A 23,578-nucleotide genomic window follows, 5' to 3' on the forward strand; every position below is an offset into this window, starting at 1 on the left:
AATATCGGAATTACTTTTTAAGCAAATTTTAAGGGGAACATAATGACTAATACTATGATAAAAAAGTGCGATAAGCCTTGTGTTTATGCGGGTTAAAGCATATCTGGAAAAAACATGTAAAAAATCTGGATTTTTTATGAAAAAACTATTGCCAAGGGGGTAAAAAAGGAATATAATCAAGTCACAAATCAAGGATGTTCACAAAGAAATCCAGTTCATTTGCACTAATTTATTCATTCGTTTTACAGGAGGAACCTAAAATGAAGAAGGCGTTGGTCATGTTGATGGCTGTCGTGTTCGTCGGATTTACCGGCATGGATTGTGAGGCAGCTGCAAAAAATTACGAATTAGTAGAAACGGTATACACAGTAGCCCAGGGAGATACGCTGGACAGTGTTGCCAAGGAATATATGGCAAAGAATAATTATGGTCCGCGTGAGATTCGCGAGTTTACCGCTGGCATCAAGGAACTGAATGATTGGCTCCTGCATCGCGATATCAAAGTGGGCGATGAGCTCCGCATCAATTATTGGGTAAAGAAATAAATTCATATTGGAATCGAGAGGCTGTGCAGATTTGTGCAGCCTCTTTACGTATGTTGGGATGGTTTGGTCATTTTTGTGCAAGAGAGGGAGTTGATTACGATGAAACTTGATCATATCGTTATTGCGATTGATTCATTCAAGGGAAGTTTGTCATCGCTGGCTGCTGGACAGGCGGCTCAAGAGGCGGTGTTGGCTGCTTTGCCCGAGGCTGTAGTAGAGGTGTTCCCCCTGGCTGACGGAGGCGAGGGAACTGTGGATACTTTGGTGGAGGGCTTGCAGGGAACAATTGTGTCGACTACGGTTACAGGGCCTTTGGCAACACCGGTTGCCAGCCGGTATGGACGGGTTCCCGAGGCTGGGCTGGCTGTGATTGAGATGGCAGATGCTGCCGGACTTACCAAGGTGCCACTGGCTAAACGCAACCCGCTTCACACGACGACGTATGGACTGGGGGAACTGATACTGCAGGCAATGGAGGATGGCTGCAGGGATTTTATCATCGGGATTGGAGGCAGTGCCACCAATGATTGCGGGCTGGGGATGCTGACCGCTTTAGGCTGGAAGTTTTACAAAGCGGATGGAAAACTTGCGGGGATTTGTGGCGGAAACCTGACCGACGTGGCAGCAATCGACGGAAGCCAGGTGGATGAGCGGCTTAAAGAATGCCGATTCCGCATTGCCTGTGACGTGACCAACCCACTTTATGGAGAGCAGGGATGCTCCGTAGTTTTCGGTCCGCAAAAAGGAGCTTCCGAGGAAATTGTCAAAAGCATGGATGAAGCCATACATCGTTTTGCTGATTTAGTAGAAAGGATGCTTCCTGCACAAGGGGCAGATGTGCCAGGAGCTGGAGCAGCGGGGGGCCTTGGGTTTGCATTTCAAACGTTCTTAGGAGGAGAACTGATACCTGGCACGGAACTATGCCTGGAGACAATTGGCATTCGTCGGGCTTTGAAGACTGCTGATCTGCTGATTACGGGAGAGGGGCGTATGGATGGACAGACAGCTATGGGAAAAGGGCCAGCTGGCGTGGGCCAACTGGCACATGCGTTGCATGCACAGGTAAAGACCGTAGCGGTTTGCGGCTGTGCGCTTCCGGATGCTGAGCTGGTCAATCAACATGGGATTGATGCCTATTTCCCCATCCTCCATATGCCAATGACGGTTGAGGAGGCTATGGAAGAGAAAACGACCCGTTTGAACCTCAAACAGACGGTGACACAAATCTTGCGTCTTCTAAAGTAACTGAATTTACCACAAAGGGCGGACTGTATGGTATACTAGGCATGTCGAGTATTTTTCGTGAGGCTTGGCATGGTTAGGATAAAGCAGTTGGAAGATGGGAGGAGCATATATGGCCAAAATTCGGGATGTAGCACGGGAGGCTGGCGTGTCGGTAGGAACGGTCTCCATGGTGCTGAACCACATGGATTACGGGTCCCCGCAGATACGGAAAAAAGTACAGGATGCGGTAGAAAAGCTGCAATATATACCCAGTGAGATGGCGCGCAACCTGTCATTGAAGCGTACGATGACTGTCGGGATTATCGTGCCAACGGTAGCGCATCCCTTTTTTGCCGAGTTAGTGGAGGCAATCGAGGAATCCCTGTATCATCAGGGCTATAAAACAATGCTTTGCTGTACCCAGCAAAAGGAAAATGCGGAGCATGTCTTTATCGATATGCTGCAGCGCCAAAATATGGATGGCATTATCATGGGGGCGCATTCCTTGGATACTTCTCTTTATCAGGGCATCAAACAGCCGATTCTGGCATTTGACCGCTATCTAAGTCCGGAAATACCTATTGTGCATGCCGATCATGTACTGGGCGGGCAGCTCGCGGCCAAGGCTTTTCTGCAGCATGACTGCCGTCATATCGTACAGATAGCCGGTTCGCAGATGGTTAAGACACCGGCGGGGGAATATCATCAGGCTTTTAATGCTGTCATGCAGAAACATGGGGTTCGTACGGATATCGTGCCATTGCCATGGAATAGCTTTGGATTTCAAGAGTCCCTGCAACTGGCAGAGATGATCTTTGCTAAGTACCGCGATGTGGATGGGATATTAGGCTCGGATGTATCGGTGGCCAGCTGTCTGCAGGTAGCTGTGCGGAAAGGGATAAAGATACCGGAGCAGTTGAAGCTGGTGGCTTATGATGGTACGGATATTACGCAAAGTGGTATTTATAAGTTGACCGCGGTGCGCCAACCTATCAAGGAACTGGCGGAGCTGGCGGTAAAGAAAATAGTGGGGCTCATAAACGGCAGGCCCGATGATTCACCATGGATATTGCCGCCGACATTATTGGCAGGAGAAACTTGTTAGCAGACAGGTTTCTCCTTTTTTGTCGAGTTTTTGCGTGTTGTCAGAATAAAGAAATAAAATAAATTATTTCAAAACCATTGACAATCGACGCAAATAAGTCTAAAATACATTTTGAACCGGTTCAATGAACCGGTTCAAAAGAATAAAACAATAATCCAAATAGATGAAGGAGCGCATGCTTATGAAAACGCCGATGGCAATCACGAATCAGCGATATCGATTGGGATATCATCTAATGACACCAGGCGGCTGGATGAATGATCCGAATGGTTTTTCCTTTTTTAAAGGCTGGTATCATATCTTCTATCAGTATTACCCATATGCTGCGGAATGGGGGCCGATGCATTGGGGACACGCACGCAGTCGCGACTTGGTGCATTGGGAGACGTTGCCGGTAGCACTGGCACCTGATGAAAATGAGAACGGTTGCTTTTCCGGCAGTGCAGTAGTTTATGAGGATAAGCTCTGGCTGGTCTATACAGGACATCATACGCCGAATGCAGTAGATCCGGAAGATTTTTATCAGGATCAGCGAGTGGCCTGGAGTGAGGATGGCATCCATTTCACGAAGTATGGTGCCAATCCGGTACTCAAAACACCAGCGGGCAATACGAAGCATTTCCGTGATCCAAAGGTTTGGCAGGATGGCGATATGTTTTACATGGTGCTGGGGAGTCAGGCAACCGATGGTCTGGGGCGTGCCTTGATCTATGGTTCGCCGGATTTATTGCACTGGCAGGAGGTAACAGAACTCAGCAAGGCAGTTTCGAAGGAAAAAGAAGGATATATGTGGGAATGTCCGGACTTTTTCCACCTGGATGGCGCAGATATCCTGTTGATGTCCCCACAGGGCTTGGAGGCGGATGGCGATCGTTTCCGCAATTTGAATCAGACAGGCTACCTGCTGGGACATATAGAAGAGAAAAAGCTGGTGCATCATGGCTTTGTGGAAATCGATCACGGACATGATTTTTATGCAACGCAAACGATGTTGACACCGGATGGAAGACGTGTGATGATAGCTTGGATGAATGCTTGGGATTCATCTATGCCGGAAATCGAAGATGGCTGGGCGGGTGCTCTGACACTTCCGCGTGAGTTATCGGTAAAGGATGGGTATCTCGTCCAAAAACCAGTAGCAGAGCTCAAGGGACTGCGGCAGGAAGTGCTGCTGGATGGACAGCTCGAAGCGCAGCAGGATTATAAACTGGGGAAAGTGGCTGAATTGGAACTGACCTTTGCGGATAAGGCGGAAGGCGTGCTGCTCCTGCTTACCGATGGCAGCAGGAATCTGCAGCTCAGCCTGGAACCCGGTGGACGGCTGGTTTTGAACCGCAATACAGAGGATGGCGAACGGGCGGCTTTGCGGCGGTCAGAAGGGCCTCTCAAATTGCAGATTTTCCTTGATAAGAGTTCAGCAGAAATATTCGTTGATGATGGGGAATTGACGTTTACCGAGCGTATGTATTGGCAAGATGATGTAACTTGCCGTTTGCTGGCAAAGTCGGCAAATCAGACGAAAGCATGGCGGTTAGAGAGTGAATCTAATCTTTATTGATTGAGGTAACTTAAGGGGGAACAACAATCATGCAAAACATTTTGATGCAGGCACTAAAAAATCCGTTTTATCGGACGGGTTCACTGGAAATTCTTTTGTTCTTTGCTGGATGGGGGATTTGGTGGTCATTTTTCCAGATTTGGCTGACGTCCAAGCAGGGATTTACGGGAGCTCAAGTGGGAACAATCTACACGTTTGGTTCAGCCGTAGCTTTGGTGTTGATGTTTGTTTATGGTTCCATTCAGGATAAGTTGGGATTAAAAAAGCATTTACTCATGGCAATGGTAGGCTGCCAAGTCCTTTTGGCACCATTTTTTACCTGGGTTTATGTGCCGATGCTGGCCAGCAATTTTTACGTCGGTGCGATGGTAGGAGCGGTATATTTGGCGGTGGCTTATCTGGCAGCCTGCCCGGTATTTGAGGCAGTAACGGAACGACTCAGCCGTCGTTACAGCTTTGAGTATGGGCAAGCTAGAGCGTGGGGATCTTTTGGCTATGCCATCTCGGCGCTGGCAGCTGGATTCCTCTTTACCATTAATCCTTATCTGGTTTTTTGGACTGGTTCCGCGGTGTCGGCGGTACTGCTCGCTATCCTGGTGTTCGTAAAACCGGAAAACAAAGAAGAAAATGTTGCGAAGTATGAGAATCGTGAGGAGCGCGATAAGGCGACGAAATCGCCATCCATTAAGGAGATTGTTCAGGTCTTTGGCATTATGGATCTTTGGCGGATCATCATTTTTGTTATCCTGAGTTGGACGTTTTACACCGTGTTTGACCAGCAGATGTTCCCTGAATTTTTCACGCGCTTCTTTGCTACGCCTGAGGAAGGACAGCAGGCCTATGGTATTTTGAATTCGGTTCAGGTGTTTTTGGAGTTCGTCATGATGGGATTGGTGCCAATCTTGATGAAACGGATTGGCGTGCGTCGTGCGCTGCTGTTAGGCTGCCTGATCATGGTCTGCCGTATCGGTGGATGCGGTTTAGCTTCGACGCCACTGGGGATTGGTCTCATCAAACTTTTGCATGCCCCGGAAACGGCTCTCTTTGTCCTGGCCATTTTCCGTTACTTTACGCTTCATTTTGACACGCGCGTATCGGCTACGCTCTATATGGTAGGTTTCCAGATTGCAGCTTCTGTAGGTGGCATTATCTTTTCGGTGCCACTCGGCAGCTTGCGCGATAATATCGGTTACCAGAATACATTCCTGATTATTGCAGGAATTGTTATCTGTGCTACGTTGTATGCATTTTTCATCCTGAAAAAAGACGATAAAGATGTGGCAGGTCAGCCGCTAGAAGCCTGAGAGGATAGATAGAAGCTAGCGTCCCTGACTGCCGAATGGCCGCAGGGACGTTTTTGATTGTTTTCTGCCAGGGGAGGAAAATATATGAAGAAGAATTTTCTAGCTTATGGTTTGGTGCCGGCGCTCGCATTGGGGACTTATGGAACGGTGGGAGCACAGCCGTTAGCAGCGGCAAATGTGATGAGCGAACAAGGTGGGATAGGACAGGCTGCAGCTGCGGCGGAACCTGTGACGCAGGAGTCGTTGCAGACTTTACATAAGGAATTGGAGCAGCAGCTATATCAGGCACAGGAATTGCAGAAAAGGCTGAATGCGCAGTTGGGAAGCCTGGAAAAGCGAATGACTAAGGTAGAGAAAAAGACCAATGAACCACGGGTGGATATCCACGGTTATGGACGCTTCCGCTGGGATAAGCAGCATTTTGCAGATTTCAAGGGGACCAATCGAAAGTCTGTCTGGCTCAACCTGTTTGTCAATCATCGAATCAATGAGCGTTGGTCCTTTCATAGTGAGCATGAGTTTGAAGATAGTCTTTCTACGAATCATGGAGCGTATGAAGCCGATGGTGGTTTTGATGCACCAGGAGGCAAGAAATACTCCCGTCCGGTACTGCAGCTTTATGCGGATGGCCGGGTAGGAGATGTGAATGTCAAGCTCGGCCGCTATTATCTGCAGTCCCCGTATAAGTTTACGTTTGATGAAAAAATCGATGGTTGGCAGGCATCTTATGGCATACCGACAAGATGGGGACGCAAGGCCAACTTCACGCTGAATTCTGGTAATACGTATAGCAAGGTTTTTTATGGCGATACGGAAAATAAATTGGATATTTGGTCAGAAGGCGGCAGTGGCAATGTACGGGTTTTGTCGTTGATAGGGGAAATCCCTGTGGCGAAAAACACCAATATCAATACGCATTACGGACGCATAACGCGGCGGAATGATAATTTGCGGCGCAAGACGTTCTCGCTCGGCTTTGATACGAAACTCAATCGCGATTTGAAATTCTGGGCCGCATTAGCTAAATCGGATTCAAACTCGTTGAATAAGTCGCATTTCCTGCAATTGCAATACAAAGAGGCGCGGGCTGATATCCCTGGTTCTTTTGATATCTATGTCAAAAAGTATTTGCAGCGTGGTCATACCGGAATGACAAATTGGTTTAACGATGATATCGTTGACCCGACGCATGGCGATTATAAAGAGGAACTGAAACAGCAGAATCCGTATGCTCCGGATAAGCCATGGCAGTATCGTGCCGGTGAGTTCAATGGTATCCGCATTGGTGCTGATTTCGTACCTGTACGCAATACGAAGCTGCTGGTCAATTATACGTTTGGCAAACAAGGCCTATTTGACGCAGGTCAAGGAAAACTTACAGGGAAAAGGAATCATTACAGCTTCTTCCGTACGCAGTGGGAAGTATATTTCTAAGCAGTATTTAGGATGAAAGGATGGCAGGTTATGAAAAAACAAATCCTGGCAGCGATGCTGGCAGCTTCGAGTTTTGGTTTTATGAATTCTCCGGCGTTGGCCTATCCGTCGATTTTCCCCGATACCGGTTACAGCTGGGTAGGCGATACGATGCCGTATTACGATGGAGAACAGTTCCGCATCTTTTATCTGGAGGATATGCGTGATGGGGATGTCGGTTTTCATCCTTGGAGCTTATTGACCACGAAAGATTTTGTCGATTATCAGCAGGATAGTATGGTTATTCCGTATGATACGGAAAATGAATTTGCCAAGGACTCAGCTTTAGGAACCGGTTCGGTGGTAAAGGATAAAGATGGTCTTTATCATGCGTTCTATACAGGCTTTAACTGGCGAAGCATGCCCAAAGAAAATATCATGCATGCGGTTAGCCGGGATCTGGTAAGTTGGCAAAAACTGCCAGAGGATACGTTCCATGGCAGCAAACCGTATATTTATGATGATACCTTCCGCGATCCGAATGTATTCTATAATGCGGATTATGATGAATACTGGATGCTCATTACGACGCGCAGCAAAAAGGCACGCGGCGTAATTGCCCGTTACACATCGAAGGACTTGAAGCACTGGGAAGATAAAGGTATCCTCTTTGAAAATGATATGGGAAGTTCTGCGAATATGGAGTGTCCGACCTTGGTTAAATATGGTGATTACTGGTATCTGACATTTTCGGATCAGTGGCCTTCCCGTGTGGTACATTACCGGATGGCAAAAGATTCAAAAGGCCCCTTTGTAAAGCCGGAACGTGATTACTTTGACGCCAGTGGTTTCTATGCTGGCAAACTGGCACAGGATAAAGAGAATCTATATCTGGTAGGTTGGACGCCAACTAAGGCCGATAAGCAGGACAAGAAGCCGACCGATTGGGCAGGCAATCTCGTAGCGCATCAACTCAAGCAGCATGATGATGGGACACTTTATCCGGTACCAGTGGAAAAGATTACGAAGCAGTTGCGGCAGGATGAGAAGCTGGTGCCGATTACGCAAAGCGGAGCGGTAAGTGTGGATGCCAAAAGCTATCGCTTTGAGGGAAAAGGTTTTGCGAATGTCGTGATGCCGAAAATAGAGGGGATGCGGAAAATAACCGGACATTTTACCCCGGCAGGAAAGCAGGGAACCTTTGGACTTATGTTCCAGGTTGGTCCGAATCAGACAGGAGCGCTCAACTTGGTATTTGACCCATCCAAGCAGCAGGTGGCTTTCTACAATACGGATACGGCCCGCATCGGGAAGGCCAAACCCGAATTAGCAGTGCCCGTTCGTTTGCAGGAGGGGGAGCGTTATGATTTTACGCTGCTGTTGGATGGTACCGTAGCCGTGCTCTATATCAATGATCAAATGGCCTTGAGTACACGTATGTATGGCTTGCCTGAGCATCAGTGGGGGATTTTCTCCCATGACAGTCAAGTGGTACTGACGGATTTACAGAGCAGCACGATTTAAGTGAGCGTTTAAATCCCAGAATGTTTGTTACATTCTGGGATTTTTGTATGTGCGCTCAGCATGGGCGTACTCTAATGCAAAAGCAATCAATTTTGTCAGATGTCATTTTTTTTATTCTATCATCCTCCTGGATTCGCATGTTATCAGCCATACGATGGCCGCATTTTTCATGCTATCCAATCGTTGCAACTGCTGCTTATTCAAGCCTTTTTCGCTATAAAGTTTTGTTGGCCGGCTGAACAGCGGTATTCGCTGCACCTTTAACCCCTGTGCGGCAATGAATCTCGTGGCTTCTTCATCATTGGCAAAAAACTTCTCATCGAAATCTGCATCCGCAATATCTTCATAAACCTTGGCCGATTCACGATAGACTTTACGGGCATCGTTCTCCCCATAAACTACTTTGGACGCGTCCATGACAAACTCGCGGGCAGAAAAGTCCGTAGTAATATAGCAGCCACCATGTTTCTGCAAAATAGCCTTGATATTCTGCAAGACGCTGGCCTGCTGTTCATGGGTCAGATACATCATCAGGCCGTCCATAGTAATGCAGACAGGGCCTGTCATCAAATCTGCCGCCGCCATCATCTGCTCCTTATCGGTTGCATCTGCGACTGCATACGAAGCCAGCTTCCGTTCAGCGGGCGTTAGACATTTTTTCAGATAGTTGTTGCCATAGGCTGCCACAGCCGGGAACTCTGCCCCAACAAAACGAATCCCATGCCGGGCCATATAAAGCCCACGGGAGGAAAAACCACAGGCAATGTCCAGGACATTCGTATAGCCATTTTGCTGGATATACTGATTGAGCGCGGCATAGCGCATCTCATGATAAAGCATATTCACCGGCTGCAAGGTATGGAAATTCTTTATCTTCCCCGTCACTAAAAGATTCTGCTTGTCCGTGGCCTTGGCATATTCAGCCGCCTCCGGCACGCCGGCCTCCTTCAGCCAGAACAGCGACGTATAAGCCGTATAAGAAAACCGGCTCAAATTCCGCGGCCCAGCTTTTTCCGCTCAACAGCAGGAATAAGCCTAAAACCAAAACAGACAGCAATCTGACTGGAAATCGTTTATCCATGTTCACCACATTCTTCCCCAGATGCAACAAATAAAATAACTCTTGGAGTAATTCCTCCAAGATGTTGCGATTTCTTGCAATAAATACAGATAGCAAAAAATAATCCGTCACCAAAAAAGACCTGCAAGCAAGTCCATTAGAACTTACTTGCAGGTCTTTTACGCTTTGTTTAAGCGGCTTGCAACAAATTATTTGTTGATGAGCGCAAGGATTTCCGGTGCACGGCCGTCGGAACCGAGAACCTCTTTGATCTTGTGCTCAACGAGCTCTTTGATGTAGGAGCGACCATCAGCAACATACTGACGCGGGTCGAAGTGCTCCGGATGAGCCATGAAGTGCTCACGGATACCAGCCGTAAGAGCCAGGCGCAGGTCGGAGTCGATGTTGATTTTGCAAACTGCGGATTTAGCAGCCTTGCGGAGCTGATCCTCAGGAATACCAACAGCATCATCGAGTTTGCCGCCGTTGTCGTTGATGATTTTGACGTATTTCGGAATAACGGAAGAAGCACCGTGGAGAACGATCGGGAACTCCGGAATCTTCTTCTCGATTTCAGCCAGGATGTCGAAACGGAGCTCAGGCGGTACGAGAACGCCATCAGCATTGCGCGTGCACTGCTCCGGTTTGAATTTGAATGCGCCATGGGACGTACCAATAGCAATTGCGAGGGAGTCAACGCCAGTCTCTTTGACGAATTCCTCAACCTCTTCCGGCTGCGTGTAAGCTGCCTCGTGAGCAGCAACCTTTACATCATCCTCGATACCAGCAAGTTTGCCGAGCTCAGCCTCAACGCAAACGCCATGCTCATGAGCGTAAGCAACAACTTCCTGCGTACGTTTGATGTTCTCTTTGAAGTCATAGTGAGAACCATCGAACATTACAGACGTGAAACCGTCATCGATGCAAGCTTTGCAAGTTTCGAAATCAGCGCCATGGTCGAGGTGCAGAGCAACCGGAATATCGTTGACTTCCAGAGCAGCCTCAACGAGGTGACGGAGATACGGGCCCTTGGCATATTTGCGAGCACCGGCAGATGCCTGCAGGATAACCGGGGAGTTCAGCTCAGCAGCTGCTTCCGTGATACCCTGTACAATCTCCATGTTGTTGACGTTGAAAGCACCGATAGCGTAACCGCCCTCGTAAGCTTTCTTGAACATTTCTTTAGTACCGACTAATGGCATTTTTCATTACCCCCTAAGTAATTTGTTCATGAAATGAACTTGAACTAGACTCATTATATCATAGAAAAGAGTTATGGTGTATACTCCAACAGCAAATTTTTGAAAATTCCTTTAAACTGATACAAAGCAATAGTAAGGCCTTAGGCTCTGGTCATAAATCCGACACAATCCGGCCCATATCCGATGGCAAAGGTGCGGTAACCACGATGTCTTCTCCGGTCATAGGATGGGTGAAGCTCAGCCGAAAGGCATGGAGAGCCTGACGAGAGATAAGATCCCTGCTGCCGCCGTAGAGGTCGTCACCAATCAGCGGATGTCCCAGATGGGAAAGATGAACACGGATCTGATGCGTGCGGCCCGTCTCGAGTACGAGATGGACGAGCGAAAGCTCGTGATTAGTCTTTACGGTATCATAGTGGGTCCGCGCTGCTTTGCCGTCAGGAGCTACTTGGCGCAGGATGATGCTCGGCAGGGCTCGGGCAATGGGCGCGTCGATAGTACCAGCTGGCGGCGTAAGTTCGCCAGGGATGATTGCCAGGTATTCGCGATGGAAGGCTTTGATTCCCTTGGGTGATAGTTTGAACTGGATTTGTGGCTGCTTGGCAATCAGCACAAGCCCGCTAGTCTCACGGTCAAGGCGGTGAACGGGATGGAAGGCGTGAGACTCGCCCTGCTCGTTATAATGAAATAAAATAGCGTTGCCCAAGGTTCCTCGTGGCTCCTGCGTGGTGGGATGAACGAGCTGGCCGGCCGGTTTGTTGACGACCAGCAGCCAGTCATCTTCATAGCGGATATCAAGGGGCAGCTTTTCGGGAATGATATTGCTGGGGCGGAGGATATCGTAGGTCACGATATCGCCGTTTTTTAGTTCCGTGCGGGCGGCGTTTACGAGCTGCCCGTTGACCTTGAAGGTTCCCGAGTGTTTGATTCGTTTCCAAATGGTATTGGATATGCCTTGTGTTTGCGTGAGAAAAGCCCTGGCAGGCATAGATTCCAGGGCTTTTGGCAAAGTCACGATAAGTTTTGTCATAAATCCTTTATCAATCGTTGAATTTTTCGTGGCGCAGCATAGCGATGAGTCGGAACGCTATCGAAAGGATGATGGCAACGACCGTAGCAAGGCTCATGCCTTTGAGCGTAACCGTGCCAATCGTAATGCTGGCGGTGGAGACGCCGAGGCCGAGTACGATGGCCGTGAGCATCAGATTGATGGGCTTGTTGTAATCAATCTTGCTCTCAGCCAGTACGCGGATACCGGACGCGGCAATGACGCCGAAGAGCAGCATGGATACACCGCCCATTACTGGCGTCGGGATGCTTTGGATGATGGCCGCCAGCTTGCCGAGGCAGGAAAGGGCGATAGCAAAGACTGCAGCACCGCCGATGACCCAGGTGGAAAATACTTTGGAAATAGCCAGGACGCCGATGTTTTCTCCGTAGGTGGTGTTTGGCGTGGAGCCAAAGAAACCAGAAATGATGGTCGAAATGCCGTTGCCGAGAATGGACCGGTCAAGACCTGGGTCCTTCGTGAGGTCTGAGCCCACGATGTTGCCCGTGACAATCAGATGACCGACATGTTCGGCGATGACGACAAGGGCTGCCGGCAAAATGATGCAGATGGCATCAAAGTTGAAAACCGGCGTGTAAAAGGTGGGCAGAGCAAACCAGGGGGCTTTTTCCACGAGGCTCCAATCCACCATGCCGCAGAAGGCAGCCAGGATATAGCCGCCGATGACGCCGAGGAGAATCGGAATGATAGCCAGAAAACCGCGGAAGGCTACCGAAGCGAAAACCGTGATGGCAAGCGTGGCCAGCGAGACGAAGATTGTCGTACCGTCCGCCGGCTTATCCCCGGTGAGGCCTGCCATGCCGGCAGCGGTTGGCATGAGTTCGAGACCGATGACGGCGACGATGGAACCCATTGCTGCCGGCGGAAAGATGATGTCAATCCATTTGGTGCCGACCGTACGGACAATCAGGCCGACCAGACAGAAGACAATACCGACGGCGATAAAACCGCCAAGGGCTGCTTCGTAGCTATACTGCCCCAGAACCAGAAAGACCGGGGAGAGAAACGCAAAGCTCGAGCCGAGATAAGCCGGGATACGGCCTTTGCAGAGAAGCAGATAGAGAATCGTGCCGATGCCGTTAAACAAGAGAACCGTGGCCGGATTTACCTTAAAGAGAATCGGAACCAATACGGTGGAGCCGAACATGGCAAAAAGGTGTTGAAGCGAAAGGGGGATGGTTTCAAGAAGCGGCAGCTTTTCGCTGACGCCGATGGGACGATTATGCAAGTGTAACACTCCTTCAAAAACTACTATTATAATTATGCCTAGAACAATCTATCATATTATAGGACGCATGTCCACTTTTTAGCGAAAGTTTGAGCGGGATTGGCTTGATGATATTTTAGCAATTCGAGAACGAAAAATACCAAAACAGGGTGATTTTGTAACATAAAAACCAGATTGTGTTTCTTGCGAACGAACAATTTTACATAAATTTGCGTTTTTCGGTAGACATATGATTTTTTTTCTTGTATAATATGATTCGATTAAAAAGATTTATAACGAGGAAGAAGATGTCGCTGCCAGTATCGATGGGGCGGCTTACCGCTGAATCCGCGGTGAGCAGAGCGTTTCTCGTTAAAACTAGGGGGAGAATCATGGCACTTATTGTAAAGAAATTCGGTGGCAGTTCTGTGGCTACCACGGAAAAAATCCTGAATGTTGCCAAGAGAGTCTTGGGCGAAAAAAAGCCCGGTGACAAAATTGTCATGGTTGTATCTGCCATGGGCGATACGACAGACGATCTCATTGCGCTGGCTGAAGGAATCACCAAAAACCCGTATCAGTACACGCGAGAGATGGATATGCTGTTGACTACCGGTGAACAGCAGTCGATTGCCCTGCTGGCAATGGCGTTTAAGACGCTGGGGCATCCGGCAGTATCGCTGACCGGTCCGATGGCTGGTATGAAGACGAATTCGGTTCATACCAAAGGGCGTATTGTGGATATTACGCCGGATCGTGTTCACGAGGAACTGGATAAGGGCAATATCGTGGTTGTTGCGGGCTTCCAGGGGGCTGATGCGTTTGGCAATCCGGTGACGCTGGGCCGCGGTGGGTCCGATACGTCGGCAGTGGCACTGGCTGGTGCCTTGAAGGCGGATACTTGCGAAATCTACACCGATGTCGATGGCGTTTATTCGGCTGACCCGCGCATTGTCAAAGGGGCTCGCAAGATGAAGGAAATCACCTATCATGAGATGCTCGAGATGGCTCGTCTGGGGGCTGGCGTCATGCAGCCGCGTTCTGTTGAGATGGGTGAGTATTTCCATATTCCCATTCATGTCCGTTCGACATTTACGACTACGCCTGGCACAATCATTAGGGAGGATTATACGATGGAAGATAAAGATTTTGTTATCCGTGGCGTTGCCCACGACGAGAAGGTTGCCAAGATTGCGGTACTCGGGATTCCGAATACGCCGGGCATTGCCCATGAAATCTTCTCGGCCCTGGCGGATGCCAACATCGATGTTGACATGATTGTCCAGTCGATTCGCAACATCGAAAAGAATGTTACCGATATGGTATTTACGGTGGCTGCCAGCGATCTCGCTGAGGCTAAGAAGGTCGTCGATGGTGTGGCCGATAAACTCAATGCGGTCGCTGTTCTCATCGAAGAAGATGTGGCCAAAGTCTCTATCGTCGGTGCTGGTATGCTCGGCAACCCGGGGACTGCTTCGCGCATGTTTGGCGCGCTGTCCAAGGTCGGAATCAACATCGATATCATCAGCACGTCGGAAATCAGCATTTCCTGCTTGGTAAAGGGCTCTCAGCTCAAAGAGGCAGTCAACGCAATTCACGACGAATTCTTCCCGAACAAATAAGAGGAAAGACTCTGCCTGCTATCCGGGGGCAGAGTCTTTTTTTGACCTGTCAGATTGACTCGTCAGATTGACTCGTCAAATTGACCGGTCAAAAATATTGTATACATACACCTGTATCGGTAGACAGGACAGACAAGAACAGTTATTATAGTGTTTGTACGAATTATACTGCTTATTGCGAAAACAGGCAGTATGATGCGACGAAAGCTTTATGGTGAAATGATTGAAAGGGGAACTTTCCTATGACGACGAGTATGGCAGCAACGCATGCTGCAAGCAAGAGACTGAAGGATGCGATTTTTGGGGCAAGTGCCGCCTGTGCTGAGGCAGCCAAGAAGCATGGTGCCGATAAAGTTACCAATGCAACGATGGGTGTTATGATGGACGACGAAGGAAAACTTGCCAGCATCCCGACGATGGAGCGCGTATTCCGTTCCCTTTCGGTTGAAGATTATGTCCGTTATGCGCCGATTCCGGGATTGCCGGATTACCTCGAGGCCGTTATTGACCTCACGTTTGCCGATCAGAAGCCGGAGGGCTATACGGCAGCTATCGCGACCGCTGGCGGCACGGGGGCTATCCATCACGCGGTAGCCAACTACGCCGAGCGTGGCGATAAAGTCCTGACGTCAGACTGGTTCTGGGGTACCTATAACGTCATTTGCAACGAGTGCGGCTGTAAGCTTACGAACTATGCGCTGTTCGATGAAAACAACAACTTCAACATTGCTGACTACACGGCAAAAGTTGACGAAATCATGAAGGAGCAGGACAGCCTGCTCGTCATCATCAACACGCCGGCACACAATCCGACGGGCTTTAGCCTAACGGAAGAGGATTGGGATAACGTCCTTGCCCTCACGAAAAAATATGCTGCTCAGGGCAAGAAGATGAGCATCCTTGTCGATATTGCCTATATCGATTACGCAGGCGAAAAGAATGAGACGCGCAAGTTCATGAAGAAGTTCGGCAACCTGCCGGCCAACATCTTCGTCATGTTCGCCTTCTCCATGTCGAAGGGCTACACGGCCTATGGCCAGCGCACGGGCGCTCTCGTGGCTGTTTCCTCCAGCGAGGAAGTCATCACGGAATTCAAGGAAATCAACAAGTACACCAGCCGCGCTACCTGGTCCAACATCAACCGCGGTGCTATGACTCTCTTAGCAAAGATTTCCGCTGATAAAGAGACGCTTACGCAGTTCGAAAAGGAGCGTGACGATTTCTATCAGATGATTCAGGAGCGCGGCATGCTGTTCATGAAGGAAGCCAAAGAGTGCGGTCTCAACGCCCTGCCCTATAAAGGCGGTTTCTTCCTTTCCGTGCCGGCTAAAGACCCGCAGGCAGTCTGCGACAAGCTCCACGATGACCTGATTTTTGCCGTACCGCTTAAGATGGGCGTCCGCATTGCTGCTTGCTCCGTATCGGCAGCCAAGATGAAAGGCATCGCCGCCAAAGTTCTCAAAGCACTCAAGGCAGTCGAGGGTTGATTTTGCTTATTGCATAAGCTTTCGATAACGAAATAAAATATTTTCGAAAAAGCCATTCCCTATATATATGTAGGGAATGGCTTTTTTTCCGCAACGACTGGAAATTATTGGTTGAATGACAGGTCAAATGATGATATAGTTAGACTTGTGTATGTGATATTTCGTTCGGGGAGGACTCAGGACAGTATGTTTAAATTCAAAAAGAAAGACAGCGAGTTCTTTGACCTGTTTGTCGATAGTGCCAATTATTTTTATCAGGGCGCTTTGATGATGGACGAGGTTATGCTGGATTACAGCAAAGCGGTTGACAAGGTAAAAGAAATCAATGACTTGGAGCACGAAGCCGATAAGGTTAATGACAAGATTATTGATAAACTGAATTTGACGTTCATTACGCCGATTGACCGCGAGGACATCTATGCACTGGCAAATGGTCTCGATGATGGCGTGGACTACCTTCAGGGAACCTTGCAGCGCATTGTGATGTATCGAACCGGCAAGGCGATGAGCGGCGCTGTCACGATGACGAAGCTGCTGATCGAAGCGACGGAACAGACGATTCGAGCGTTCTCTCTGCTCAAGGACATTCGCAAGAATCAGGCTGCTATTCTGGATGCGACGCACAAGATCGCCCAGATTGAAAGCGAGGGCGACCGCGTTTACCGTCATGAGATCGCTTACCTCTTCGATAAAGAGAAAGATCCAATCGAGCTCATCAAATGGAAAGATATTTTAGAGAAGCTCGAGGATACGCTGGATCACTGTGAGAAGTTGTCTGACATGATCCGGGGAGTGGTAATGAAATATGCATGAAGTACAGATGCTTATCTTTACAGTCATTGGCCTAGCATTGCTGTTTGATTTCATCAATGGTTTTCATGATACGGCCAACGCAATTGCCACGTCGGTATCGACGCGGGCACTTCATCCGAGTCATGCGATTATCATGGCGGCCGTGTTGAACTTTTTGGGGGCAATGTACAGTACTGGTGTTGCGAAGACGATTGGTACGGATATCGTCAAATCGGCCCAGCATGTCGATGAGCACATCATCGTGGCGGCGCTGGTAGGTGCGGTGCTCTGGAATATCATCACTTGGTATTTCGCGGTTCCATCCAGTTCCTCCCATGCGCTGGTGGGCGGTATCATCGGTGCGGTGTTGGTATCGGTTGGCACCGATGGGCTAAATTTCTATGGTATCGGCAAGATTATCCTGTCGCTTATCGGTTCACCGATTTTGGGTATCGTATCCGGCTGTATCGTGATGACGCTGCTCTTTCGGATATTTGGACGATTCAGTCCTTCGTCAATCAACCACCGGTTCAAGAAGATGCAGGTGCTGTCGGCGGCCATGATGGCTTTTTCCCACGGTTCCAATGATGCGCAGAAATCGATGGGTATCATCACCCTGGCATTGCTTTCGGGCGGCTATATCGATGCGTTCGAGGTTCCAACCTATGTAAAGGTATTGGCAGCGACTGCAATGGCATGTGGTACTGCGGTCGGCGGATGGCGCATAATCAAGACCATCGGCGGCAAGATTTTCAAGCTGGAGCCAATCTCCGGATTTGCGGCAGATTTGAACTCCTCCACGGTTATTTTCACGGCGACGCTTTTGCATCTGCCGGTTAGTACGACCCACGTCGTATCGGGGTCCATCATGGGCGTTGGTACGGCTAAACGCGTCAATGCCGTCCGTTGGGGTGTTGCTCAGCAGATGGTTATGGCCTGGGTACTGACAATTCCCTGCACGGCCGCTATGGGTGCCGTAGCCTATATGGCCGTCTGTGCGATTTTTAAATAAATAGCGGAATTCGAGTCTTAGTGTTACAATATGGGTAACACTAGGGCTTTTTTTGTTATGCAATTGTTATAGTGATGGATGGGAGGGATTGACATGGAAGTGTTACCGGGGATGTCCCTGAGGGAAATAGCAGGGAAGGCGCAGCAGGAGTATTCTAGTAAGATTGTGGCTGCTAAACTCGATGGCGAAGTACATGATTTGCAAAATGATATAAGTGGTGTGCGGGATGTGACCTTTATTCCGCTGGACAGCAAGACGGGTTGGCAGATCTATCGGCGCAGTGTGTTGTTCCTGCTTATCACGGCGGTTCATGCGCTTTATCCGGAGGATGAGGTCGTTACACAGTTTACCGCCAATAAGGGGCTGTTCTGCGAGATTCGGCATCCGGGGGGCCATGGCTGCGATAAAGGAAAAGTGCAGCAGATTGAGCAGAAAATGCGGGCCCTTGTGGCCGATAACCATCCCATCCGTAAAGAAGTGTTAAGCCGTGAAGCCGCGGTAAAGCTTTTTAGACAATCCAAACAATTTGAAAAGGCGGAGCTCATTGGCGCCCTGCAGCGGCAAAATGTCAGCCTTTATCGCTGCGGGGATTTTTACGATTACCTCTATGGTCCCATGCTGTATGAAACTGGCGATTTGGGGCGATTTGCTTTAGATTTTGAGCCGCCGGGTGTCCTTTTACGCCTGCCGGATGAGGAAACGGCGGGCAGGGTCCGTGAGCGGGTTCCCCAGCCCAAGCTCAGCCAGATTCTGTATGAGTCCAAGAGCTGGGCCAAAATCCTCCACTGTAATTACGTGATGGATTTAAATCGGGCCAATCGGGAAGGACAGATTGGCGAAGTCATCCGCGTGTCAGAGGCTTTGCAGGAAAAGCGCATTGCTCAAATTGCCGATTACATCACCCAGCACCGGGACGGCGCCCGCCTCGTGATGATTGCTGGGCCGTCCTCTTCGGGCAAGACATCCTTTGCCCAGCGCTTGCGCATCCAGCTTCGCGTAAATGGCTTAGAACCTGTGTCCATTTCCTTGGATGACTACTTCTTATCCCGTAAGGACACCCCGCGCAACGAACGGGGAGAATACGACTTTGAGTGCCTAGAGGCCCTTGATACAGAGTTATTCAACCGCCATATGGTGAAGTTGCTGGCAGGCCGGGAAGTTCAGTTGCCACACTATAACTTTTTGACAGGGTGCCGGGAATGGCCAAAGGTGCCGCCGCTAAAAGTAACGCCGGATCAGCCTATCATCATCGAGGGAATTCACGGCCTCAATGAAAAACTCAGTGAGGCAGTCCCGCGTACCCAGAAATTCAAGATTTATATTAGCGCGTTGACCCAGCTCAATATCGATGCCCATAACCGCATCCCCACAACCGATGCGCGGCTCTTGCGCCGCCTGGTGCGGGATTACCAGACTCGGGGCGCCCATGCCCTCAAAACGCTCAAGCAGTGGCCCGACGTGCGGGCAGGGGAGGAAAAGAATATCTTTCCGTACCAGGAAGAGGCCGACGTGATGTTCAACTCGGCACTCATCTACGAACTCGGCGTGCTAAAGAAATACGCCGAGCCGCTCCTAGAGACGATATCCCCCGAAGTCCCCGAATATGCCGAAGCCCGCCGTCTACTGGATTTTTGTGCCTACTTTGACAATATCACCGCTGAAGATGAAATCCCTAACAATTCCTTGTTGCGGGAATTCATCGGTAAGTCGGTGTTCTTTAAATGAATAACGAATTTTGTTTTTTGATGGTAAAGCGATGAAGCTAAAATGGCTTCATCGTTTTTTAACGTATTTTGGGGCTGAAATAACGGTAAATGAGAACTATGAAATAAAGAGAAATAATAAAATGAAAGAAAGGAGTGATGGTGGTGTCATTGGAGCAGAAAATCACCTTGCAATATTATAACGATAATGCGCAAAGCTTTGCTCAAAACACGCAGCAGGTAAACTTTCAATGCTTGCAACAGGAGTTTTTAAAGTATATTCCGATAGGAGGAAGTATTTTAGACTTTGGTTGTGGTGCTGGGCGTGATAGTCGGTATTTTTTGTCTAAGGGGTATCAGGTTCAAGCTGTTGATGGGGCGGAACAATTGGCGTTGTTAGCTGAAAAATATATTCAACAAGGGGTATTGTGTCAATCTTTTTTAGATTTCTCGGAAACAGATGCCTACGATGGAGTATGGGCATGTGCTTCTTTATTGCATCTACCTTGGTATGAGTTACGCTTGGTATTGTCCAAATTGGCTAATAGCCTGCATAACGATGGAATATTCTATGCTTCCTTTAAATATGGAGATTTTGCTGGTATACGCAATGGCCGCTATTTTACGGATATGACAGAAGCACGATGGCAGGAGTTGATGCAAGACTTTGACGCCTGGGTAGTTCTAAAGCTTTGGATAACGACGGATGTACGGGAAGGGCGGTCGGATGAGCGATGGCTGAATATATTGTGCAAAAAACGGTAAGGAACAAAGTGGAAGATATAAGTACAGTTTTTACTGGTGATTCAAAGCGCCAGCTCTTCCCGGCGTTAGAAAAATTGATCGCCAAGGCAAAAGGCATTGAGATCATGGTGGCTTATACGAGAGAGTCTGGGGTGCGAATGCTTTTGCCTGCGTTAATAATGGCAGTGAAAAAAGGTGTCTCGATAACGCTGCTGACTGGTACAGACTTTAACCTTACGGAACCGCAAGCGCTTTATTTATTGCGCAGTTATTTAGGTGATAAGGTGGAATTGCGCTTTTACAAGGGAGTAGATAAGAGTTTTCATCCTAAGGCCTATTTTTTCCATCTGAATAGCCATAGCTGTCTTATCATTGGCTCCTCGAATTTATCGGCTAGTGCTTTGGGAGAATCCGTGGAATGGAATTATTGTTTGAACAGCCAGGAAAAGCCTCAGGAGTATGATGCGTTTTATCAAACGTTTCAAGATATTTACCGCAGACAATCGATATTGGTAGACGATGAAGTGTTGCGTCAGTATGCCAGGAACTGGCGAAAACCCCAGCATTTTTCGCCAGTAATTGATGGGGATGATGTAGGCAGCTGTCAGCCCCGTGGTGCGCAAATTGAAGCATTATATTATTTGCAAAAGACCAGGGATGAGGGGGCAGATAAAGCCCTTATCCATGCTGCTACTGGTATTGGAAAGACCTATTTAGCAGCCTTTGATTCTAAGCCCTATGCAAAGGTGCTTTTTATTGCTCATCGAGAAGAGATACTACAGCAGGCCGCTTTAGCGTTTTGCAATGTACGTGGCAGTGATGATTATGGCTTTTTCACAGGTAAAATTAAGCAGCAGGATAAAAGTCTAGTGTTTGCTTCGGTGGAAACGCTAGGACAGATGAAATATCTACAAGGCGGCTATTTTGCTGCGGATTATTTTGATTATATTGTGGTCGATGAATTTCATCATGCCGTGAGTAATCTTTATCAGAATATATTGCATTATTTCCGACCGAAGTTTTTGCTGGGGTTGACAGCAACGACAGAGAGGATGGACGGTCGCTGTATATATGCTTTGTGCGATTACAATGTTCCCTTTGAGTTGTCTTTGTTTGCGGCGATAAATCGGGGGATGCTGGTACCATTTCGCTATTATGGGATTTTTGATGACACGGATTATAAAGCATTGCGGCCTGTATCAGGAAGCTATGCTGCTAGTGATTTAAACTGCATCTATTTGGATAATATTCAGCGAATGAAGAATATCTTGAAGCATTATCAAAAATACCACTCGCAGCGGGCTTTAGGATTTTGTGCTAGTCGTGAACATGCAGAGGCTATGGCAAAATTTTTTGTCAAAGAGGGAATCCGGGCAGCTGCAGTTTACAGCAATGCTGAAGGGAAGTATACAGAAGAACGTGCGAAAGCAATAGAACTGCTGAATGTTGGGGGGCTTCAGGTAATCTTCGCTGTGGATATGTTCAATGAAGGTGTGGATATTCCGGCATTAGATATGGTTATGTTTTTGCGTCCTACCGAATCCCCAACAGTATTTATGCAGCAATTGGGGCGTGGTTTGCGGCTTTTCCCTAGCAAGGAGTATCTGACGGTACTAGATTTCATTGGCAACTATCATAATGCGGGGGTAGTAAGGGGGCTACTTTGTGGGGAGAAGCGTGGAAGTTATGGCGAAGATGTTCGACCGCCGTTTCCGGATAGCTGCTATATTGATTTTGATTTACGGCTGTTAGATCTTTTTGAACAGGTAGAAAAGGGACGCCAATCCTTGCGGACGATAATCAAGGAGGAGTTTTCACGAATAGAGAGGTTGTTGGGGAAACGACCGACCCGAGTGGAACTATTCGAGCATATGGATGCTTCCCTCTATGAACAATGCTTGAAGCATCCGCAGGAAAGCCCGTTCAAGCATTATTGGCATTATCTGGAAGAATTAGGTGAACTTAGGCCCGAAGAACAGGAACTTCAAGGAACGTTGGCAGAGGAATTTTTGCTGGAAATAACCAATACACCGATGACAAAAGTTTATAAGATGCCTGTGTTACTGGCTTTGCAAGGGGAACAAAAGTTAAAGTCGAAAATTTCGTATTCTGATATATTGGTGGTGTGGAAAGCGTTTTTTGCACGTGATTGTAATTGGCGAGATCTGCCGAAGGTGGAAAGTTTTCAGGAGTATCAGAAGCTTTCGGATAAATGGCATCTAGCTAAAATAAAGAAAATGCCGATAACGTATTTACAAAGTGAGTTCTTGTATAGCAGGGGGGAGTGGGCGTTAGTCTTTGGTGCAGAAATGGAACCTTATCTGAAAAATCCTGTGGTTCGAGCTGAATTTGAGGATCTTGTAAATTATCGGGCCTTGGATTACTATCGGCGTCGTTACTTGGCCAAGGAGCACTAAAAAAAGCTTCATGCTGGTTGACAAAATATGTCAGCAGCATGAAGCTTTTTATTCTTTTTTCGACAAGGCTACGATGGCATCGATAATATCTTTGGATTTCTCATCTAAATGTGGATACTCTGCAATTAGAGAATCTAAACGGCGGTCGTTGGCGGTCTCTTGAATATTAGACATGTGTATATGATCTGTATTCATAGCCTTTGAGGTGGTAGTATAGGCGTTCAATACGAAAAAGTTAATGTCAGTTGCAAGGGCTGTTGCTAACTGTTGTAGATCTTCGGCAGCAATGCCTGTGGTATAGCCACGTTCCCAATTGGAAATAACCTGAGAAGACTTATGGACACGTTGCCCTAGCTCTGTTTGTGTCAGCCCAAGCTCCTTGCGCCGTGCTTTGATTCTGCTACCAATGAACATGATTATTATCACCTCTGAAAATATTATAACGGAAAAGTGCACGTAGTTGACATAACTAACCAACAATGAGGATATAGGGAAATACTTAGTTGAGAAGTAACGATATTCGTTATATAATAAGATTGTAAGATTACAATTGCGGTAATCTTTGATAATGTAAAGAAGCCGTCATCGTA

19 protein-coding genes are annotated in these 23,578 nt (G+C 48.1%); 14 read left to right on the forward strand and 5 right to left on the reverse strand.

Translation table 11 applies throughout. From position 1 onward, the window contains the following. Nucleotides 1-260: 260 nt before the first annotated feature. The 7 genes from BLQ36_RS04075 to BLQ36_RS04105 all read left to right on the forward strand — a co-directional run bounded on the left by BLQ36_RS04075 (nucleotide 261) and on the right by BLQ36_RS04105 (nucleotide 8,673). A complete protein-coding gene (locus BLQ36_RS04075; RefSeq protein WP_074514103.1) occupies nucleotides 261-545 on the forward strand; it encodes a LysM peptidoglycan-binding domain-containing protein in 285 nt (94 codons plus the stop codon). 99 nt (nucleotides 546-644) lie between these two features. Beyond that, on the forward strand, nucleotides 645-1,790 hold the full coding sequence (locus tag BLQ36_RS04080) for a glycerate kinase (protein WP_074514104.1): 1,146 nt from the start codon (nucleotides 645-647) through the stop codon (nucleotides 1,788-1,790). A gap of 109 nt (nucleotides 1,791-1,899) precedes the next feature. Beyond that, a complete protein-coding gene (locus BLQ36_RS04085) occupies nucleotides 1,900-2,874 on the forward strand; it encodes a LacI family DNA-binding transcriptional regulator (protein WP_074514105.1) in 975 nt (324 codons plus the stop codon). 181 nt (nucleotides 2,875-3,055) lie between these two features. Further along, nucleotides 3,056-4,432, forward strand: a complete 1,377-nt coding sequence (locus BLQ36_RS04090; RefSeq protein WP_081342214.1) for a glycoside hydrolase family 32 protein — start codon at nucleotides 3,056-3,058, stop codon at nucleotides 4,430-4,432. Nucleotides 4,433-4,461: 29 nt separating this feature from the next. Beyond that, nucleotides 4,462-5,736, forward strand: a complete 1,275-nt coding sequence (locus BLQ36_RS04095) for an oligosaccharide MFS transporter (protein WP_074514107.1) — start codon at nucleotides 4,462-4,464, stop codon at nucleotides 5,734-5,736. Between the two features lie 84 nt (nucleotides 5,737-5,820). Then, nucleotides 5,821-7,170, forward strand: a complete 1,350-nt coding sequence (locus BLQ36_RS04100) for a hypothetical protein (RefSeq protein ID WP_074514108.1) — start codon at nucleotides 5,821-5,823, stop codon at nucleotides 7,168-7,170. Nucleotides 7,171-7,200: 30 nt separating this feature from the next. Further along, nucleotides 7,201-8,673 (forward strand): glycoside hydrolase family 32 protein, encoded by a 1,473-nt coding sequence (locus BLQ36_RS04105; RefSeq protein ID WP_074514109.1) that lies wholly within the window; start codon nucleotides 7,201-7,203, stop codon nucleotides 8,671-8,673. Between the two features lie 111 nt (nucleotides 8,674-8,784). Here BLQ36_RS04105 and BLQ36_RS04110 read toward each other — a convergent pair whose 3' ends face one another. The 4 genes from BLQ36_RS04110 to uraA form a co-directional block, all read right to left on the reverse strand. Then, complete coding sequence (locus BLQ36_RS04110; RefSeq protein WP_143558669.1) at nucleotides 8,785-9,666, reverse strand: hypothetical protein; 882 nt, start codon at nucleotides 9,664-9,666, stop codon at nucleotides 8,785-8,787. Nucleotides 9,667-9,942: 276 nt separating this feature from the next. Next, entirely contained in the window at nucleotides 9,943-10,935 is a 993-nt protein-coding gene (gene fba / locus BLQ36_RS04120) for a class II fructose-1,6-bisphosphate aldolase (protein ID WP_074514112.1), read from the reverse strand. Between the two features lie 151 nt (nucleotides 10,936-11,086). Beyond that, on the reverse strand, nucleotides 11,087-11,965 hold the full coding sequence (locus tag BLQ36_RS04125; protein ID WP_074514113.1) for an RluA family pseudouridine synthase: 879 nt from the start codon (nucleotides 11,963-11,965) through the stop codon (nucleotides 11,087-11,089). Between the two features lie 10 nt (nucleotides 11,966-11,975). Next, nucleotides 11,976-13,232: a uracil permease gene (uraA, locus tag BLQ36_RS04130; RefSeq protein ID WP_074514114.1), complete on the reverse strand. Its 1,257-nt coding sequence runs from the start codon at nucleotides 13,230-13,232 to the stop codon at nucleotides 11,976-11,978. A 371-nt stretch (nucleotides 13,233-13,603) separates the two neighbouring features. Between uraA and BLQ36_RS04135 the strand changes: the two genes are divergently transcribed. The 7 genes from BLQ36_RS04135 (at nucleotide 13,604) to BLQ36_RS04165 (ending at nucleotide 22,988) form a co-directional block, all read left to right on the forward strand. After that, nucleotides 13,604-14,833, forward strand: coding sequence for an aspartate kinase (locus BLQ36_RS04135; protein ID WP_033171080.1), 1,230 nt, complete (start codon nucleotides 13,604-13,606; stop codon nucleotides 14,831-14,833). 242 nt (nucleotides 14,834-15,075) lie between these two features. Next, entirely contained in the window at nucleotides 15,076-16,320 is a 1,245-nt protein-coding gene (locus tag BLQ36_RS04140; protein ID WP_074514115.1) for an aminotransferase class I/II-fold pyridoxal phosphate-dependent enzyme, read from the forward strand. Nucleotides 16,321-16,506: 186 nt separating this feature from the next. Further along, entirely contained in the window at nucleotides 16,507-17,133 is a 627-nt protein-coding gene (locus tag BLQ36_RS04145) for a DUF47 domain-containing protein (RefSeq protein WP_033171082.1), read from the forward strand. Beyond that, nucleotides 17,126-18,124: an inorganic phosphate transporter gene (locus tag BLQ36_RS04150; protein WP_033171083.1), complete on the forward strand. Its 999-nt coding sequence runs from the start codon at nucleotides 17,126-17,128 to the stop codon at nucleotides 18,122-18,124. The genes BLQ36_RS04145 and BLQ36_RS04150 overlap by 8 nt, the downstream gene beginning before the upstream one ends. A gap of 93 nt (nucleotides 18,125-18,217) precedes the next feature. Next, nucleotides 18,218-19,849, forward strand: a complete 1,632-nt coding sequence (locus BLQ36_RS04155) for a nucleoside kinase (RefSeq protein WP_318260909.1) — start codon at nucleotides 18,218-18,220, stop codon at nucleotides 19,847-19,849. A gap of 137 nt (nucleotides 19,850-19,986) precedes the next feature. Then, nucleotides 19,987-20,592: a class I SAM-dependent methyltransferase gene (locus tag BLQ36_RS04160; RefSeq protein WP_074514116.1), complete on the forward strand. Its 606-nt coding sequence runs from the start codon at nucleotides 19,987-19,989 to the stop codon at nucleotides 20,590-20,592. Beyond that, complete coding sequence (locus BLQ36_RS04165; RefSeq protein ID WP_074514117.1) at nucleotides 20,562-22,988, forward strand: DEAD/DEAH box helicase family protein; 2,427 nt, start codon at nucleotides 20,562-20,564, stop codon at nucleotides 22,986-22,988. The genes BLQ36_RS04160 and BLQ36_RS04165 overlap by 31 nt, the downstream gene beginning before the upstream one ends. A 48-nt stretch (nucleotides 22,989-23,036) precedes the next feature. On the opposite strand, the gene BLQ36_RS04170 is transcribed toward BLQ36_RS04165, so the two are convergent. Further along, entirely contained in the window at nucleotides 23,037-23,402 is a 366-nt protein-coding gene (locus BLQ36_RS04170; RefSeq protein ID WP_074514118.1) for a helix-turn-helix domain-containing protein, read from the reverse strand. Nucleotides 23,403-23,578 lie beyond the last annotated feature (176 nt).

The organism is Selenomonas sp. WCT3 (genome assembly GCA_900100835.1).
Lineage (GTDB): Bacteria > Bacillota > Negativicutes > Selenomonadales > Selenomonadaceae > Selenomonas_A > Selenomonas_A ruminantium_E.